This is a genomic window from Arthrobacter sp. 05L44 (genome assembly GCF_056397605.1).
Genome location: NZ_JBFTNS010000001.1, coordinates 1,074,379 through 1,092,115, shown reverse-complemented (window position 1 = coordinate 1,092,115; position 17,737 = coordinate 1,074,379). Strand labels below are relative to the sequence as shown.

General features: G+C 66.0%; 11 protein-coding genes. 10 read left to right on the top strand and 1 reads right to left on the bottom strand.

All coding sequences use genetic code 11. The features are described from left to right. Window positions 1-28: 28 nt before the first annotated feature. The 7 genes from AC1DHY_RS05080 (at window position 29) to AC1DHY_RS05050 (ending at window position 12,510) form a co-directional block, all read left to right on the top strand. Window positions 29-1,234: a DUF1972 domain-containing protein gene (locus tag AC1DHY_RS05080; protein ID WP_476878272.1), complete on the top strand. Its 1,206-nt coding sequence runs from the start codon at window positions 29-31 to the stop codon at window positions 1,232-1,234. Between the two features lie 95 nt (window positions 1,235-1,329). Beyond that, the gene (locus tag AC1DHY_RS05075; RefSeq protein ID WP_476878273.1) at window positions 1,330-2,040 is read left to right on the top strand and encodes a DUF4352 domain-containing protein; all 711 of its coding nucleotides are present in this window, start codon (window positions 1,330-1,332) and stop codon (window positions 2,038-2,040) included. Further along, on the top strand, window positions 2,040-3,338 hold the full coding sequence (locus AC1DHY_RS05070; protein WP_476903244.1) for a hypothetical protein: 1,299 nt from the start codon (window positions 2,040-2,042) through the stop codon (window positions 3,336-3,338). Before AC1DHY_RS05075 ends, AC1DHY_RS05070 begins: the two co-directional genes overlap by 1 nt. 46 nt (window positions 3,339-3,384) lie before the next feature. Next, complete coding sequence (locus AC1DHY_RS05065; protein WP_476903243.1) at window positions 3,385-8,850, top strand: PKD domain-containing protein; 5,466 nt, start codon at window positions 3,385-3,387, stop codon at window positions 8,848-8,850. Window positions 8,851-8,965: 115 nt separating this feature from the next. Further along, a complete protein-coding gene (locus AC1DHY_RS05060) occupies window positions 8,966-9,730 on the top strand; it encodes a CDP-alcohol phosphatidyltransferase family protein (RefSeq protein ID WP_476878666.1) in 765 nt (254 codons plus the stop codon). A gap of 54 nt (window positions 9,731-9,784) precedes the next feature. Then, window positions 9,785-11,224, top strand: coding sequence for a Wzz/FepE/Etk N-terminal domain-containing protein (locus AC1DHY_RS05055; RefSeq protein WP_476878665.1), 1,440 nt, complete (start codon window positions 9,785-9,787; stop codon window positions 11,222-11,224). A 68-nt stretch (window positions 11,225-11,292) separates the two neighbouring features. Next, window positions 11,293-12,510, top strand: coding sequence for an O-antigen ligase family protein (locus AC1DHY_RS05050; protein WP_476878664.1), 1,218 nt, complete (start codon window positions 11,293-11,295; stop codon window positions 12,508-12,510). Here the strand turns inward: AC1DHY_RS05050 and AC1DHY_RS05045 are convergent. Then, entirely contained in the window at window positions 12,439-14,301 is a 1,863-nt protein-coding gene (locus AC1DHY_RS05045; protein WP_476878663.1) for a right-handed parallel beta-helix repeat-containing protein, read from the bottom strand. The genes AC1DHY_RS05050 and AC1DHY_RS05045 overlap by 72 nt on opposite strands. A 279-nt stretch (window positions 14,302-14,580) precedes the next feature. Between AC1DHY_RS05045 and AC1DHY_RS05040 the strand changes: the two genes are divergently transcribed. The 3 genes from AC1DHY_RS05040 to AC1DHY_RS05030 all read left to right on the top strand — a co-directional run bounded on the left by AC1DHY_RS05040 (window position 14,581) and on the right by AC1DHY_RS05030 (window position 17,729). Next, window positions 14,581-15,975 carry a glycerophosphodiester phosphodiesterase gene (locus AC1DHY_RS05040; protein WP_476878662.1) on the top strand — a complete coding sequence of 465 codons (1,395 nt, stop codon included), beginning with the start codon at window positions 14,581-14,583 and terminating at the stop codon, window positions 15,973-15,975. Window positions 15,976-16,113: 138 nt separating this feature from the next. Next, complete coding sequence (locus AC1DHY_RS05035) at window positions 16,114-17,160, top strand: glycosyltransferase family 4 protein (protein ID WP_476878661.1); 1,047 nt, start codon at window positions 16,114-16,116, stop codon at window positions 17,158-17,160. Window positions 17,161-17,282: 122 nt separating this feature from the next. Continuing rightward, entirely contained in the window at window positions 17,283-17,729 is a 447-nt protein-coding gene (locus AC1DHY_RS05030) for an SRPBCC family protein (protein WP_476878660.1), read from the top strand. The last annotated feature ends 8 nt before the right edge of the window (window positions 17,730-17,737 follow it).

Genomic DNA, 17,737 nt, shown 5'->3' with positions numbered 1-17,737 from the left:
AGCATGTACCAAACTTCGGGGGTAAAAAATGAACAACGCAACGCCCAAACCTGCCGGTTTACGCATCGCCCTGGTGGGCACGCGCGGCGTACCCGCCCACTACGGAGGCTTCGAAACCTGCGTGGAGGAAGTGGGCCGGCGGCTCGCCACGCGCGGGCACACGGTGACGGTTTACTGCCGGTCCGGCAACGGTCCGGACAGGAAAGCCGAATTTGAGGGGATGCGGCTGGTGCACCTTCCGGCGGTCCGACGGCGCTCCCTGGAAACCTTGAGCCACACCGGCCTTTCCGTCGCCCACCTGATGGCGCACCGGGCCGATGCCACCATCGTCTTCAACGCCGCCAACGCGCCCTGGCTCCCGCTGCTCCGGCTGGCCAGGCTCCCCGTCGCCACCCACATGGACGGACTCGAATGGAAGCGTGCCAAGTGGGGGCCCGTCGGCCAGCGCTACTACCGCTGGGCGGAAAGCTTCGCCGTGCAGTTCTCCAACGCCCTGATCGCGGACGCCGCCGGGATCCGTGACTACTACCGGGATACCTTCAACGCGGACACGGAGCTTATTTCCTACGGCGCCCCGCTGCTTGAGCCGAGGGCACCCCAGCACCTCGGGTCAGTGGGCCTGGGCGCCGGAAAGTACCATCTGGTGGTCGCCCGGCTGGAGCCGGAAAACCACGTGCACACCATTGTGGAAGGTTACGTGCGCAGCCGCGCCAAACTCCCGCTGGTGGTTGTCGGGTCCACCCCGTACGGGCAGGGGTACGATCAGCGGCTCAGGACCTCGGCCGACAGGCGGGTCAGTTTCCTGGGCGGCGTCTGGAACCAGGAGCTGCTCGATGAGCTCTACGCCAACGCACTGGTCTACTGGCACGGGCACTCCGTGGGAGGAACCAACCCTTCGCTGCTCCGGGCCATTGGTGCCGGCGCGGCAACCAACGCGTTCGACGTGAACTTCAACCGTGAGGTCCTCGGCCCGGTCGGCCGGTATTTCCGGGACCCGGACGACGTCGCCCGCCTGGCTGAAGAAGCAGAAACACAGCCGGCCCTGACGCGCTCGCGGGCCAACCAGTCCCGGGAGGCAGCTGCCCGCTACGACTGGGACGTGGTGGCCGACGGGTACGAGGCCCTCTGCTATGCGCTGGCGTCCCGGGCGCTGACCAAGGCGCAAGGCCCCCGGGTCCGCAGCTTCGCCGCGGCCGCCCGGCACACGGCGGGCGAAAGCCAGGTGGCACAGTGAGGCCCCCGATCCCGCGGGCTCCGATGAACCCGGCGCGGCTCCGAAGCGCCCTGCGCGCAACCCCTAACCCCAGCAGCATTCCCGTGGAGGTCCCCATGCACCAGGTCCCTGCAGTACCGGCAGTATCAATTTCGACGGGCGCCAGGAGCCGTCTCCTGCGGCGGAAAGTCCTGGCGACCCTCGTCGGTGCCACTGTCGGCGTCGCACTCCTGTCCGGCTGCAACGCCGCGGCAGGGGCGCCCGGCCAGGCCGCCGCAGCGGCACAGGGCGCCGCGTCGAGCGACCCGAAGCCGACGGCGGACGGCCCGTCACTTCCTCCGGGCGGCCCGGGGTTCGTGGACAACTCGACGGCGGCCCCTGTGGTCAAGAGGGACAAGGAGAAGGCCGCCACCGCAAAGTCGCGCGCCGTGCCGGGCGACTTCGGCTCGGCTCCGGCCAAGTACACCGACGGAGTCCTTGTCTCCGTGGGCGGCATGCGCAGCGGGGTGGTGTCCGGCACGGACCCCGGCACCATCTCCGGAGCGCCCTACGTCTACATGGATATCACCATCCACAACGGTTCCGGCGAGGTCCTGCCGGTGTCGAACGTGGTGGCGACCCTGCGCTACGGGAACGGCAAAACAGCAGCGGCACCGCTCTACGAGGGCGCCAACGAGCTCGACTTCGCGGGCACCATCAACGCCGGAGACAGCCAGACGAGGGGTTACGCCTTTATGGTCCCCAAAGGCACCGAAAGCGCCACCCTCTATGTGGACATCGACGGCGGCCACACTCCCGCGGCCCTCAGCGGAAACCTCCCGAAGTAGTGGCCAGCCACAAGTCCCAACCCAACGCCCCGGCAGGCCAGGCCGGCCGAGGCATGCTCGGCGGTGTCGCCGCCCAGGGGTCGCAGGCGCTCGCAAGCTTCGGACTGCAGGTCCTGGCCGTAAGGACCCTCGGGCTCGACGGGCTGGGGCAGTTCGCCATCATGTACGGCGTCGTTCTGCTGGTCACGGCCATTGTGAGCGGATTTATCGGCGACACCTTGACCGTCCAGGACCGCCACGATCCGTCAATCCGGTTCACCCTGCAGCTGTGGTGCCTGGGCCTGGGCCTGGGGAGCGGGCTGTGCGCGGCCGTCATGGCGATGGCCTCCGGCCTGCTGGCGCCGTCTGGGGCCTGGATCTTCGGGGGAGCGATTACCGTTTTTGTCCTCGAAGACACCATCCGGCGGCTGCTCATGGCGCACCTCCTTTTCTGGAAAATCGTCGTCGTTGACCTCGCAGGACTCCTAGGCGCCCTGGCAGCACTCGGCGCGGAAGCAGCAGGCGGGCCCTTGGGCCTCAGCTCCTTCTTCGCCGCGATCATCTGGGGCCAATCCGCGGCGCTCATCATCGGGGCGGCACTCTTGCCCAAGGATGACCGCTACCTGATCCTGGCGGCCCGGAAACTCTCGCCGGCAGTGGCCCGCTACGGCATCTGGCGTTCCCTGCAACAAGCGGTCCGGCCCACGCTGCTCACCGCCGTTCGGGTGTCTGTGACGCTCCTGGCCGGACTGGCCGCCACCGGAGAACTGGAGGTCGCCCGGATCTACGTCGCACCGATCATGTTGATGGTCAGTGGTGCGTCCTCGTACCTGTTTGCCGCTTTCGCCCGGCAAAGCGCCGTCCCGATGACGGAATTGCTGCGCAGGGCGGACCGGGGCGTGGCGGTCCTGACCGTCGTGGCCGTAGGCGCGGGCGTCGTCGCCCTCGCATCGTTGCCCACGGTGGGCCGGCTCGTAGCGGGACAGCAGCCGGAGGTCGCTGCCGTGCTCGGCTGGATCGCCTACGCCACGTCCGTGGCGGCGGTAACGCCCTACGGTGCCCTCGCCGCAGTCCGCGGCAAACAGGCCGGCGTCCTGGGTCTGCGCGTGGCGGACTCCCTCTTCTCCCTGCTTCTGGCGGGGGCATTCGTCGCGGTCACCACCGGGTACACCATGGTGCCCGCCCTGATGGCTGTCGGCTCCTTGCTCGGCGGCCCGCTCATCCGCGGCCTGCTGATCAAGCCTCTGCTGGTTTCCGAAATTCAATCAACGGCGGCAGTTCAGCCTCCGCGGTCTCGAAAGGTGGCACATCGTGCATAGCAACAAATTTCCATCGCAAGAACACTTGTCCAGGGGGTCATCGACCATGAAATCACGCGCCAACAGGTTCAACCGGTCCGTCCGCGGCCTGGCCGGGGCGACGGCCGCCGTCGTCATTGCTGCTTTCTTCAGCGCCGGTGCGGCGGCAGCCGCGGACAACCCTCCACCGCCACCCCAACTGCCACCAACGGTGAGCGGCGACGTGCTGCCCACACCACAGATCAACGGTGTGGTTTGGAAGACGGCGGTCATCGGCAACACGGCCTATGCGGTGGGCAGTTTCACCACGGCCCGTCCCTCCGGCGCCGCACCGGGAACCAGCGAAGTCACCCGCAACAATGCGATGGCCTTCAACATCCTGACCGGAGCGATCCTGCCTTGGAACCCCAACCTCAACGCCCAGGCGCGGACCATCAAGGTCTCGCCGGACCAAAAGAAGATCTATCTGGGCGGCGACTTCACCACCGTCTCGGGCAACGCGCGGGGAAAGGTCGCGGCGTTTGACGCGGCCACGGGCGCGCTCGACCCCAACTTCAAGCCGACCGTCAACGGATCCGTCTGGAACGTCGCGGCCAGCAGCAACGCCGTCTACGTGGTCGGGTCCTTTGGCGTTGCCGGCGGAGCGACGCGGCGGAACATGGCGTCCTTCACCACCGCCGCGGGCGCACTGCTGCCATGGAATCCTGCTTCTGACGACATTGTCGAGGCAGTGGTCGCGGCACCGGACAATAGCAGGGTCGTTGTCGGCGGCCGGTTCCAGCAGCTCAACGGTTCGCCCATCGTCGGCATCGGAGCCGTCGATGGTGCCGCTGGCGGCCTGCTTCCCTGGACCAGCCGGCCCATCCCAACACGGCAGGACACCAACCGATCCGGAGTCACGGAACTCTCACTCGTCGGAGGCGTGGTCTACGCCAGCGCCGACGGCGAGGGCGGGCACTGGTTCGACGGGCGGTTCGCCGCGGACTTCGCCACTGGGGACCTGCTGTGGCTGAACAACTGCTACGGCGCCACCTACGGGATTTCCGTGATGGACCAGGTCATGTACTCCGTGGGCCACGCCCACGACTGCACCTCGGTGGGCACCTTCGCCGACCACAGCCCGCAGATCTGGAAGCGGGCCACGGCCGATACGACGTTCGCCACCGGAACTGACCAGGGGGCGCCCGGATCCAACATGAACTACGCCTACCAGCCCGTTCCGACGCAGCTGCCCTGGTACCCCGAAGTCAACGCGGGCAGCTACACGGGTATGTACCAGGGTGGCTGGTCGCTCGCGAACAACGGAACCTACCTTGTGATGGGCGGTGAATTCACGCGGGTCAACGGGCAGAACCAGCAGGGCCTCGCAACCTTCGCGAAGCGATCCGTCGCCCCCAACAAGGTGGGACCGACCTACAGCCCCATGAAGCCGAACGTCCTGTCGCTGAACTCCGGGACGGCGCGAGTCGCCTGGACCGGCACCTCGGACATCGACGACGGCACACTCACCTACGAAGTCCTGCGAGATAATGGCACCGTTCCGGTGTTCAGTGTCGACGCAAAGTCGCCGTGGTGGGCGCTGCCCCAGCTCGGGTTCACGGACACCGGCCTGGTTCCGGGGTCCACCCACACCTACCGGGTGCGGGTGAAGGACCCGGAGACCAATAACTACACCGGCAGCCGCTCCGATCCGATCGTGATCTCCTCGGCCGCGCCCAGCGCCTACGCCCAGAAGATCATCGGCGACGGCGCCACGAACTACTGGCCGCTCAATGAACCCGCCGGTTCAGTGGTCTTCGACAACGCCTCTTTCGCCGACGCCGATGCCGGTTCCGGCATCAGCCGCGGCGCCGGCGGCGCCATCCCCAACGACGCGGCGTCGACCTTTGACGGGACCAGCAACGGCTTTGCCGCAACCCGCGCCGCCATTCCCGGACCGGACACGTTCACGGCCGAAGCTTGGTTCAAGACCACCAGCACCAGCGGTGGCAAGATCCTCGGCTTCGGCGGCTCGGCAACCGGCGACTCGGGCACCTACGACCGCCACATCTACATGGATAACGCCGGCCACATCTGGTTCGGTGTCTACCCCGGCGGAGTCCAAACGCTGAACACCGCCAACACGTACAACGACGGACAATGGCACCAGGTCACCGCCAGCCTCGGCAGCGACGGGATGCACCTCTACATTGACGGCGTGGCGGCAGGGCAGCGGAACGACGTGACGTCCGGCCAGGCCTACAACGGCTATTGGCGCATCGGCGGGGACAACCTCGGCAGCTGGCCCAACCAGCCCGCCAGTTCCTACTTCGCCGGTGCCATTGACGACGTCGCCATCTACCCCACGGTGCTGACCCGGCAAACAGTCCTCTCGCACTTCACCGCGAGCGGCCGCGAATCCAGCCTTCCGCCGATGCCCAAGGACGCTTACGGTTCGGCCATCACGTCGGACCAGCCGGACCTCTACTGGCGCCTCGACGAAACCTCAGGCACCCAGGCCGTGGATTCGACGCAGTCCAGCAACAACGGCGCCTACCAGGGCGGCGTAACGCAGGGGGCAACCGGAGTGATCCCGGGCTACAGCGGGACGGCGGCCACCTTCAACGGACAGGACGCGGTGGTCTCCGGCCAAAACTCGGTGAGCAATCCGACCACCTACTCCCTCGAGTCGTGGTTCAAGACCACCACCACCCGGGGCGGGAAGATCATCGGGTTCGGCAACAACAACACGGGCCTGTCAGATAACTACGACCGGCACCTCTACATGCAGGATGATGGCACGCTCGCGTTTGGGGTCTGGACAGGGCAACCGAACCTGATCATCACGCCAGTGGCCTACAACGACGGGAAGTGGCACCACGTCGTCGCCGAACAGTCCAGCGACGGCATGAAGCTCTACCTCGATGGCGCCCTGGTGGGCACCAACCCGCAGACCCAGGCCCAGCCCTACACCGGATACTGGCGCGTCGGCGGAGACACCACGTGGGGATCCTCCAGCCCTTACTTCGACGGCACCATCGACGAAGTCGCGGTGTACTCCAAGGCGCTGAGCGCCGATCGGGTGGCTGCGCACTACAACCTGGCTGCGCCGGCCAACGTCCTGCCGGGAGCCGCGTTCACCTCGACCGGCCAGAACCTGGACGTCACCGTGGACGGTACCCAGTCCAGCGACCCTGACGGTCAGATTGTGAACTACGCCTGGGACTTCGGTGACGGCCAACTCGGCTCCGGGGCCACGGCAACGCACAGCTACTCGGCCGCGTCCACGTACGCCGTGAAGCTGACGGTTACCGACAACCGCGGCGGGAAATCAACGGTCTCCCACGACGTCACTGTCACGGAGCCGCCCAACCAGCTCCCGGCCGCGGACTTCGCCGCCACCACGGCGAACCTCAAGGTATCCGTGGACGCGGCAGCGTCGCACGACCCCGACGGAACGCTGGTGAACTACGCCTGGGACTTCGGTGACGGCCACACGGCGACGGGGGTGAACGCCGAGTACACCTACCTCACTGCGGGTAAGTACACGGTGACACTGACCGTGACGGACAACCGTGCCGGGACCAGCACCACCACCCGGGAGGTGACGGTGGAACGGCCGCCCAACGCGCTGCCCACCGCCGCCTTCACCCCGACGACCCAGAGCCTCGACGGATCCTTTGACGCTTCGGCCTCAAGCGACTCCGACGGGCAGATTGTGGACTACAGCTGGGACTTTGGGGACGGCTCTACCGGCAGTGGGGTCACCGGGCACCGCACGTACGCGGCCGCCGGCACCTACACCGTCACCCTGACGGTCACCGATGACCGCGGCGGCCAGGCCCGGATCGCACACGACGTCACCGTCGCTCCTGTACCCAACAGGGCTCCGACGGCGGCTTACGCGTTCACGACCACCGATCTCCGGGCAGCCTTCGACGGATCGGCGTCGTCCGACCCCGACGGAACAATCGACGCGTACGCGTGGGACTTCGGCGACGGGTCAACCGCCACCGTCGCCGCACCGGCCCATGTCTACGGCACGGCCGGCACGTATAACGTCACCCTGACCGTGACCGACAACAAGGGTGCCCGGGACGCGGTGGTCCACGCTGTCACGGTCACCGCCGCTCCGCCGCCCAATGCGCCGCCGGTCGCCTCATTCTCGAGCGTGGTCAACGGCCTGAGCGGACAGTTCGACGGTTCGGGTTCGTCCGATCCGGACGGCACGGTCACCGGTTACGCGTGGGACTTCGGCGACGGGTCCGGCGCAACCGGCCCGACGGCGAACCACACCTTCACCAGCGCGGGCGAATACTCCGTCACCCTTACTGTCACGGACAACAAGGGCGTCACGGACTTCATCGTCCACAAGGTGACGGCCTCGGCGCCCGCGAACGCGGTGCCCGTGGCGGCTTTCACGTCGCAGGTCCAGAACCTGAAGGTCAGCTTCGACGGATCGGCATCCTCTGATTCGGACGGGACCATCAGCAGTTACGAGTGGGCCTACGGCGACGGCGGCACGGGGACGGGCGCGACGGCGAACCACACCTATGCAACCGCGGGTGACTACGACGCCGTGCTCACGGTGACCGACAACTCCGGAGCGACCAACTCGGTCACGCACCGGGTGACGGCCACCGCGGCGCCAAACACGCCGCCCGTAGCGGCCTTCACCAACTCCGCCGGCAGCCTGCAGGTTTCCTTCGACGGCTCGACGTCGACGGATTCCGACGGGTCGGTCGCCGGCTACGCCTGGGACTTCGGCGACGGGGCAACCGCCACCGGGGTGACCGCTTCACACCGTTACGGCAAGGCCGGAACGTTCACGGTCCGGCTCACGGCTACCGATGATCAGGGTGCCAGTTCCACGAAGTCGGCCCAGGTGGTGGTGACGCAGCGGAGCTTCTCGCAGGATGCATTCTCCCGGACCGTCACCAACGGCTTCGGTTCCGCGGATCAGGGCGGGGCCTGGACAAGCTCGTCCAGCTCCAGCAACTTCTCAGTCACCAACGGAAAGGGGAATATTCGTATGGCGGGTCCGGGATCGGGCCCTTCCATCTTCCAGAAGTCGGCAAGCCAGGCTGATGCCGAGATCCGGGTGAGCGCCGGTGTGGACCGCGCGCCAACAGGCGGCGGAATCAACCTGTCCGTCATTGGCCGCAGCGTCGACGGCCAAGGCGATTACCGTGCCAAGGTGAACCTGCTGGCCAACGGGGGAGTCACCCTGGGCCTGTTCCGCGTCAACACTTCCGGGGTCGGCACCATGGTGGCCGCCGAGTCGGTAGTCCCGGGTCTCACCTATCAGGTTGGCGATGTCCTGAACATGCGCGTGCAGGTGACAGGAACGTTCCCGACGACGGTCAAGGCCAAGGTCTGGAAGGCCGGCACCACCGAGCCCGCGACCTGGACGAAGATGGGTGCTGACTCCACAGCGGGTCTGCAGGCCGCCGGTTATGGCGGACTATTTTCCTATCTCTCCAGCTCGGCAACAGTGGCGCCCGTAGTGGCCTCCTGGGACAACTGGTGGGCCGGGGAGAGCGCCGACCAGTAGCCGGCGCCCCACCCAGCTGAAGCCTCAGGCGGGTTCGCCCGCCTGAGGCTTCGGCCACCCGGCCAGCTTTGTCGCCTGAAATAGCGACGAATTACTTATCCAAGGAAGGACCAAAATGTCTAATGCAGTGAACATTTCCCGCCAGGGATCCATTCACGATTTCCGGGCGGCATTAGAGTCGCTGAGGACTGCGCAAAAAACCTCAAAAGGGGCTCCAGCGTACTCTCGCTACATTAATCGTCCCCTGGGCCGTCCCCTTGCTGCGCTGGCATTTGCCTGGAAGATGACTCCTAATCAGGTGACAGCAATAAGTGCGGTCATGACGTTCTTTGGACTGCTCATTGTGGCCGTCACGCCGCCCCGGGCGTTCACGGCGCTCGCAGCGGTATTGCTGCTGGTGGCCGGGTACGCCCTCGATTCGGCAGACGGTCAACTGGCCCGTTTGCGCGGCGGCGGCAGCTTCGCCGGGGAATGGCTGGACCACGTGGTGGATGCCTTCAAGGCCAGCCTCCTCCACATCACGGTTCTCCTTTGCTGGTGGCAGTTTTACGATCTGGACGCAGCGTGGTACCTGGTTCCCCTTGCATACACCGTTCTGTCCTCGGTGTTCTTCTTCGCGGTCATCCTCACTGACCAGTTGCGGCGGCAGCACCGCGGAAGTTCTGCGATGTTTCTTCAAGGGGAGGGACACTCGTCAGCCTGGTATTCGCTGGCTGTTGTCCCCACCGACTACGGCCTCATGATCGTGGTCTTCGGCCTTCTTTGGCTTCCGCAGGCCTTCATCACTGTCTACGTCGCGCTGTTCATCGCGAACCTCATTTTTCTCGCTCTGGCGCTGCCGAAGTGGTTTGGTGAAGTACGCGCATTTGCCAAAGCGTAGTCCGGTATTTTCTTCGCATTTTCCCTCGTCAATTACTAGTTTGGATGTAATGCTATGTACTACAAACCCCTGTGGGACGGGAACTGCGATCGGGACAACCTCATGGAGCTATCCGACTATTTGAAGGCTTTTCGGGAACGCTGGCTGTTGATTCTGGTCTGCACCCTGGTTGGAGGCGGGTTGGCGGGCCTAATTACCCAGCGCATCCAGCCCACGTACACCGGAGAAGCGACCCTTTTTCTGAAGGTTGATTCCAAGACAGGTTCCCTTTACGAGCGTTCCCAGTTCGGCCTGCAGCGGGTCAAGTCGTATCCCGCCGTCGTTCAGAGCCCCGACGTACTCCTGCCGGTTATGGCGGAGCTCAAACTTGGCGGGACCCTGGAGGACCTCCAGGCGCGCGTCTCTGCCACCAACCCCACCAATACGTTCTTCCTGAAAGTGCAGGCCGAGGACAGCTCCGCTGATCAGGCAGCAGCCGTGGCCAACGCGGTGGCCAAAAACCTGGCCGTGCAAGTCGCGGTTTTGGAAACGGCCAAAGGCGAGGCTGCCTCCGCCGTCTCCCTGGTGCAGACCGTCCCCGCCTCACCGCCGACCAGCCGGACCTCTCCGAGCCTGGCTCTGAACCTCGCCCTTGGATTGCTGATCGGACTATCGCTGGGGCTTGGGACGGCGGTTGTTGGCAAGCGGTTCGGCCAGCGGATCCGCACCGCCGACGACGTTCGGGCGGCCAGCGATCTGCCGGTTCTGGGGGTGCTGGGACGTAAATCCCGCCGCAGGCCGGTCATTCCGTCCCGGCACCGGTCGGGCCTGGACGAGACGAGGTCCCATCAGGACCTGGTCACCAACTTGCAGCTTGTCGCCGGGGGGCGGCTGCCCAACCTCCTGGTCCTGGTCTCAGAGCTGGATTGGCAGGCGCAGCACAGGCTTCGCCAGGAACTGGCATCGACCCTCGCGGGCACCGGCCGGGCCGTCTGCCTCCTGGAATCCGAGCTGCCGCCCGGTGCCGCCGACGACGGCACGCTGCCGCCCGGCTCCCGCGGCCTCGCTGATCTGCTCAGCGAAAAGTGCGAGGTAGTCGAGGCGCTGATCCCGAGCGCCGACGGCAAGTTCCAGGTCCTGCCGCCAGGCTCCAAGGCTGCAGCGCCCAGCGAATTCGTCATCCAGAAGCGCTTCCCCATGGTGGCCAACCGGCTGCGGGAAAGCTTCGACGTCATCCTGGCGGAGGCCGGTCCACGCTCGGAACCGCTAAGTCTCGCGATGGTGGCCCCGTGTGCGGGCGGCGTTCTCCTGGCCGTCCAGTACTCCAAAACCCGTAAGCGCGAGCTCGCCCGTCTGCTGGCTGAGGTGAAGGCGTTCGGATTGCGGCCGTTGGGCGTTGTGATGACGTCGGTGCCGGGTTCCCGGCGGGTGCCTGTCACCGACGGATGGCGGTCGGGCGACTTCCGCGATACAGACCTGCAGTTTGAACTTCAAAGAGTCCACGAGTATCGGTGATGCCGCCGCTGGCTGGCGCCGCGGCGCCGCCGAGGAGCGCCGCGCCGTACATCGTGTGGCTGTTGACCTTGGCAAGTGTTGTTTCCTGGCGGCGGGGAGTTTATTTCTCCGGCGGCCTGGATCCCGTGGTGGTCATCAAGGGCGCCGTTGGACTTGCGGCACTGGCGGCCGCTGCCTGGAGTTTCCGTCGCGGCGACGGCAAGCTGCGAGCCGGCAGCCGCACCCTGGCCTTCCTTCTGGTCTACGTATCGATCTCGATCCTCGGCGCGATCTCCGACGGCAACCTGCCGGCGTCGCTGATCCTCACTGTCCGGGTGCTGCTCATCGCCGTTTCCATCGTGTTGCTGGCCGGCACGTTTCCGCCCCGGACCCTGGTGCATTCGCTGCTGGCCATGATGGCGCTGGTGGGGCTGTGCGCGACGGCATCAGGGCTTGAAACCATGGGGGCGGAGGGGAGGATCTACGGTGTGTTCCCTCCCCTGAACCCCAACGAAATTTCACTGCTTTGCGGTTTGCCGGCCCTGGGGGTGGTGCACGAGCTGAGTATCGGCACCATGAAGAACAGGGTGGGTCTGCCGCTCCTGGCCGCCCTGCTGGCCGCCGTGTGGATGACCGGGTCCCGGACAGGTTTCTTTGCTTTTGCTGTGGCGTGCGTGCTGATCCTGATGCACGCACGGCGGCTTCGCCTCGGCGCCGGGCTGGCCCTGATCGCCCTTGTTCCGGTTGGTTTCTACGTCCTGACCGAGACCACAGTGGTCTCGAACATCGTGGAGCGTGGAGATGCGGCCGGGGCGGACCTGCTGACACTCAACGCCCGCACGATCGCCTGGGACACGGTGCTCAGCACGCCGGCAGATACCTGGCAGCGCTGGGTCGGTGCCGGGTTGTCCGTAAAACAGGTCGCTGTTGAAGGCCAGTACTGGCAGGACCAGGTGCTGGACAGCAGTTGGATTTCCGCGCTGGCCCAGGCGGGGGTCATCGGCACGGTGGTGCTGGGTGCCTGGTCGCTTTCGGCCGTCCTCGCGAGCCTGTCCGCGAAGAATGTCCGCTCCATCACGACCCCGATCCTGGCCTTCATCCTGATACGGAGCTTCCTCGAAAATGGCCTGGTCGATTCCAACGTGCCCTTCATCGTGTTCCTGACGGTGTCGCTTCTGGTCGAACGTGTCAGGAGTAGCGGCCCGCATCCCGGGGGCGCTCACGTTCCGGGCGGGTTAGGCCGGCCAGGCGCCCAGGTGCTGGATTCCCAGGTTTCTGCCCAGGGCGGCCGCCACAACGCCCGGTAGGGGCTGGCCGAGGGTCGTGTCCCTCGCTGCGACTTCGGAGGTGGGCTGCCAGCCGCTCAGGGCCGGCCGTCCGTCCACGAAGAGGTGGGAGGATTCCTGCCCGGTTGCGGACCTGAAGCCCGGGACGGTGGTGAACACGGCGGGATTGCCCGGCCCCCGCGACCACACGACTACCCACGAGGGGCTGCTGGCCGACGGGCGTTGATAGACATCCCCGTTGGCCGTGATGCCTAGTTGCTCGGCGCTGAACTGATGCGAATAGTCCTCCACGCAGAGGAGGCAATTGCCGGTCCCGCCGGCCAGGATGTTGTTGCGGACGGCGATCCTGGAGTTGATCCACGTCATGGTCGGGTCGGGGAACACCTGCCGGGGGTCGTGGCCGGGCAGCGCACGGTTGCTGGCCCGGCGGCCGTCCTGGACGATATTCAGATTCCGGCTGTTGGCGCTCACCGTGTTGTTCCACAGGTCCACGTTGCTGGTGTCGTTGAGCTTGATGCCGTTGCCCAGGTTCGCGGCGATGTAGTTGTCGGCGACCAGGAATTTGGCCGAGATCTCCATGGTCAGGCCATGCCCCTGATTGGAGACCATGTCATTGCGAGTGATGACACCGTTGTAGACGGATTCGTCAAGCCACAGGCCCGGGCCCGCGTTGCGCACAAACGAACTGTCGCTGACCTTCACCCCGCGGGAGCGTGTCACCTTGAAGCCACCCGACACCGGGGCCTGGTTGAACAGTTCCGTGTTGTTGCCGTAGGCCAGGATCGAGGTGGCCTTGAAGTTGTCCGCCGTGCTAGCGCTGCCGCCCAGCATCCCGTTGCGGGCCAGGGTGAGGTTGCGGAAGGTGATGTTGGCGCCGACCGCGTGGATGCCGGTGCCGGCGTTGTCCGTCACGGCGACGTTTTCGACCGTGACGCCGTCTTTCTCCGCAGTGATCGCGCCCATGTCCGGTATGGACGGCGCAAACCGGCGGAACCCCACTCCGCGGAGTGTGGTGCCGCCGCCCTGCAGTGTCGCGGCCTTGGAAATGTCGCTGGCGCGGACGCTGTGGCCCGTAGGGTTGCTCCCCAGATACAGCTTCCTGGCGGCGTAGTCCACGAAAAAGGTACCGGTCTTGACCTGGTCCAGAGCCTGGACCTGCGGGACGGCTTTCCCGTCGATCCAGACCTGGTCCGGGTGGGCGGCCATCGGGTGGGCCCGGTTGACGAAGGTCCAGTTGGCCGTGCTGCCGTCGGGGGCCCCGCGGGTGTACGTGGGGCTGGCATCGAATCGCGCGGTCCAGCCGCTGGAAACCCAAAGGTTTCCGCTGGCAACCCAGTTCTGCACCGGAACGCTTCCGTCGAACCAGACAGCCTCGTGGGGGTAAGGCTGAATGGTCAGTCTCTTGTTCGCCGGGACAGTTACGCTCTCGTGGTACTGACCTTGCCTGAGAACAATGGTCGAACCGCTGGCGGCCAGGGCGACGGCGCGGGCCACCGTCCGGACGGGCGTTCCCGGGGCGCCGGTTGCGGCGTCGGACCCGCCGGGGGAGACAAATAGCGCGCCTGCCGGCACCGGATACGCCGTCGAACCCACGGCCGGGGATCCTGCCGTCAGGCGGGTCCCGGTGAGGTCCATGGCCGGCTGCGGATCCGTTACCGTCGCAGCCGCGGCCAGCCGCGGCGTCGAAGGCGCCGCCTGCCCCGGGGCCGAGGCCAACAACGGGGCGGCCACGATGAGGGTGAGGGCCGCCGCGCCCGCTACAGGACGCTTTAGGCGCAGCCGGGGTGGGACGTTAAACCTGAGGGTAGCCATACGCAGTCCTTGAGTGAGCAATGGTTGGAGGTGAGACCACAGGAGAGACCGTCCGACGATTGTTGCATGGCGGCGTGGCTACCGGAAGCGGCCTGAAGTCCGGTATCAAGGCGGGGAACGGCCCGAAAAACGACGGCGGACGGTCCGGGGCCGCAGTGTCGGCAAATCTGCGCGCAGGGCCTACGCTGAGGGAATCACGGCGGCTCGAGGCTGGGGAGGAAGCTTTTGGGTTCTGAAGAATGCGCCACTGCGGCGAGCCGGTTGTCCAGGCGCCAGTTGGTGGTGCTGTCTGCAAGCTCAATGATCCTGCTGCCCGTCTGGGCCTGCGCGCCCTCGAAGTCCGGGCCCGACGGCAAGAGTCACACGATCGACGGGCTGCTGCGTTCCAGCCCCTTCTATATCGCTCACCGGGGCTCCGGGGATAACTGGACGGAACACACCGAGGCCGCCTACAGCCAGGCGATCGCGGCAGGGTCGACGGCGATCGAAGTTTCAGTCCACGCCACCAGCGATGGCGTCCTGGTCTGCCACCACGACGAGTCGACCCTGCGGCTGACGGGGCAAGACCACAGGATCAAGGACCTGGACTACCCTGCCGTGGCTGGGCTCCGCGCCGATGCGCGCCAATGGCTGGGCCCCGCGGCCGCGCCCCAGCCCATTCCCAGGCTGAGGGACGTCCTGGATGCCCACGCCGCCACGCATGTGATCTTCATCGAAGACAAGCAGGGCACCAACACCAAGCAGCTCCTGGACCTGATGGACAGCTACCCGCACGCCACTGAACATTTCGTGTGGAAACAACCCGCGGCGTCGCCGTCCTACCGGCAGGCACAGGACCGGGGCTACAAAACCTGGGGATACTTCATGGACGGCTCGGACGGCCAGTTCGACCGGTACGCCCGCAGGCACGACCTGCTCGGCATCTTCCACAACGCTACCGACGATGAGATCCGGCAGCTGGCCGCCTTCGGGAAACCGACAATTTGCTGGGAAGTCCACACCCGGTGGATGCGTGAGCGGCTGACGGGCCTGGGCGTCCACGGGATGATGTGTTCAAACATCCCCTATGTCACGGGTGGCGCCGCGTTGGGCGTCGCCGATGCCTTCGGCACGGGATTACGCGCCGCAGGTGACCTGCCGTCCAACATCAACTGGACAGCCCAACCGCTGATCAGAGCGGACACCCAATCCGTCCTCCTGGCCAGTAACCCGCCGCTGAGTTACTGCCTGGGATCCATGGCGCCAGTGGCGGGCGGGACCTACACCGTCGCCTTCCACATGCGGTGGCCGGAAGAACCATCCGCCCAGGCCCGGGCAGGGCTTGCCTTCGGGCAGCACAGTGACGCTCCATACGTACCCACCACGTCGGGGCCCTCTGGTTACCACGTGACAATGGACCCATCGGGGGATTTGGCCCTGTTCCGCCGGGCGGAAGATGCCTCCGAAAGCACGAAGTTGGCCAGGGTCCATACGGCTCCCCCCGTTGCCGGGGAATGGATGGAATTCCAAGTGGACGTGTCGCCCGATTCAATCCGCATTGCGCGGCTGGACGGGGGCCGCGCCGTCGCATCCGTCGACGACACGTCCGAAAAGGGAAAGTATTTCTCCCTCTGCAAAAACTACGGCGGCCAGCCGGGGGTGGAATTCCGGCGCGTGACAGTGAGCGTTGGATAAGCGAGAATCCTGCTAGAAAAGCGTGAGGCATTACTCCGACCCCTTCAGGGAAAGGCAGCTTTCGTGCGGATACTCTTCGATGGACATTGGTGGATCGACGGGCCGGCCTCGAACCGGGAAGTCCTCCGGCAAATAGTTGTGACGTGGATCCGCGACTACGTCGATGACGAGATTGTGCTGGCCGTGCCGCGGAAGCACGTCAGCGCGGTGCAGAACGAACTCGGCCCCTCGGCCAGGGTGGTTCCGTCGCGGCTGGTCCCGCACGGCGCCAGTGCGATTCTTGAATTGCCACTCTTGAACCTGCGGCATAAGGCCGACCTGATGATCGCGCACAATTTCGCTCCGGCCTTTGGCCCATCGGTGGTGTTTATCCACGATTTCCTCTTTTTGACCAATCCGCAGTGGTTCACCTTTGCGGAGCGGCGGTACTTCGGTTTTATGCCGCTGCTGGCCCGCCGCGCAAAGATGATTTTCACGTCGTCGAAGAATGAGGCGCAAAGGATCCGGCGCTTCGCGAAGAGGGGCAAACCGGTTCATCCGATCGGGCTCGGTCCCAACATTGGGGTTGTCCATGCCGAACCTCGGCCGGTCCCTGACCTTGCGGGGCTCCGCGGGTTCATCCTGTCCGTGGGGCGCCTCAACATCCGCAAGAACCTGGGCATGACCCTGGACGCGGCCCTTGAGTCGGGCCGGATCTCAGCAGAGTACCCGCTGGTGGTTGTGGGCGCTGAATCGGGGAAAGGTGCGGAGTTTTCCCCGCGGCTCCGCGAAGCGGTCGAGTCGGGGGCGATCCGTTTTCTCGGCTACACCTCCAACGAAGAGCTGGCGTGGCTGTACTCCACTGCGGATGCTTTTATCTTCCTGTCCCTTGATGAGGGATTCGGCATGCCGCTGCTGGAGGCGCTCTCCTTCGGGACCAAAGTGCTGGCCAGCGACATCCCCGTGTTCAGGGAGATTATGGGCGACGCCGCAATGTTCGTTGATCCCACCGACCTGGCCGCCGCGTCCGCCGGCATCAGATCGGTCCTCGACGCCGAGCCGGATCCGGCCAGCGCGGCGCGGGTGCTGGCTAACTACTCCTGGGCCGGCACTGTCCGGAGGATGCGCCAGCACGTCAGCGGCACGGGTTCCGATCCGTCCGCGTCTCGCACTGATTCCCCGGCCAATCCCGGACCGGCCGGGTAACTCTTCGATAAAGGCCCGCCGCGCAGGGGACTCAGGGCCGGCTTTGCTCGATACGCTGAAGGGGATAGCTGCAGTCTCCGGGGAACGGGCTACGTCCATCAGCCGCCTAGCGAGGAGTCCCGTTGGCTTTTGCAGAGTACGACGTCGTGATCCAGCGCGACGCGTTGAGCGTGTATTACTTCCTGCTGGATCCAGGGAACCTCCCGGCCTGGCGCGACGGCATCCGCGGCGTTGAATTGATCTCCGGCGCAGCGTGCTCCGCCGGTGCCATCTACCGCCCGCTCCTGGCCGGCGCCGGATTCCGGCCCGCAGCGGCGGACTTCGAACTCACGGCCACCCGGCCGGGTGCCGAGATCCAGTTCCAGGTGGTGGTGGGACAGGCCCGTCCGCACGGCGGCTACTACCTCAGCACCGAGCGCGGCGGCACCCGAGTCCGGTTTGCGCTCCGTTACCGGCCCTCGGCGGCCGAGTTTCTCTCCTACGGCAGGCTCCGCCGCGCCATGAAGGCCGAGGTCGCGCAGCTGGAGCGGCTCAAGACGGTGCTGGAAGCGCAGCGGGCCGCCGCCTAGGGGCGCGC

Coding starts and splice junctions, on each gene's coding strand:
- AC1DHY_RS05080 (WP_476878272.1), top strand. CDS start 29: ATGAACAACGCAACGCCCAAACCTGCCGGTTTACGCATCGCCCTGGTG.
- AC1DHY_RS05065 (WP_476903243.1), top strand. CDS start 3,385: ATGAAATCACGCGCCAACAGGTTCAACCGGTCCGTCCGCGGCCTGGCC.
- AC1DHY_RS05055 (WP_476878665.1), top strand. CDS start 9,785: ATGTACTACAAACCCCTGTGGGACGGGAACTGCGATCGGGACAACCTC.
- AC1DHY_RS05060 (WP_476878666.1), top strand. CDS start 8,966: ATGTCTAATGCAGTGAACATTTCCCGCCAGGGATCCATTCACGATTTC.
- AC1DHY_RS05045 (WP_476878663.1), bottom strand. CDS start 14,301: ATGGCTACCCTCAGGTTTAACGTCCCACCCCGGCTGCGCCTAAAGCGT.
- AC1DHY_RS05075 (WP_476878273.1), top strand. CDS start 1,330: ATGCACCAGGTCCCTGCAGTACCGGCAGTATCAATTTCGACGGGCGCC.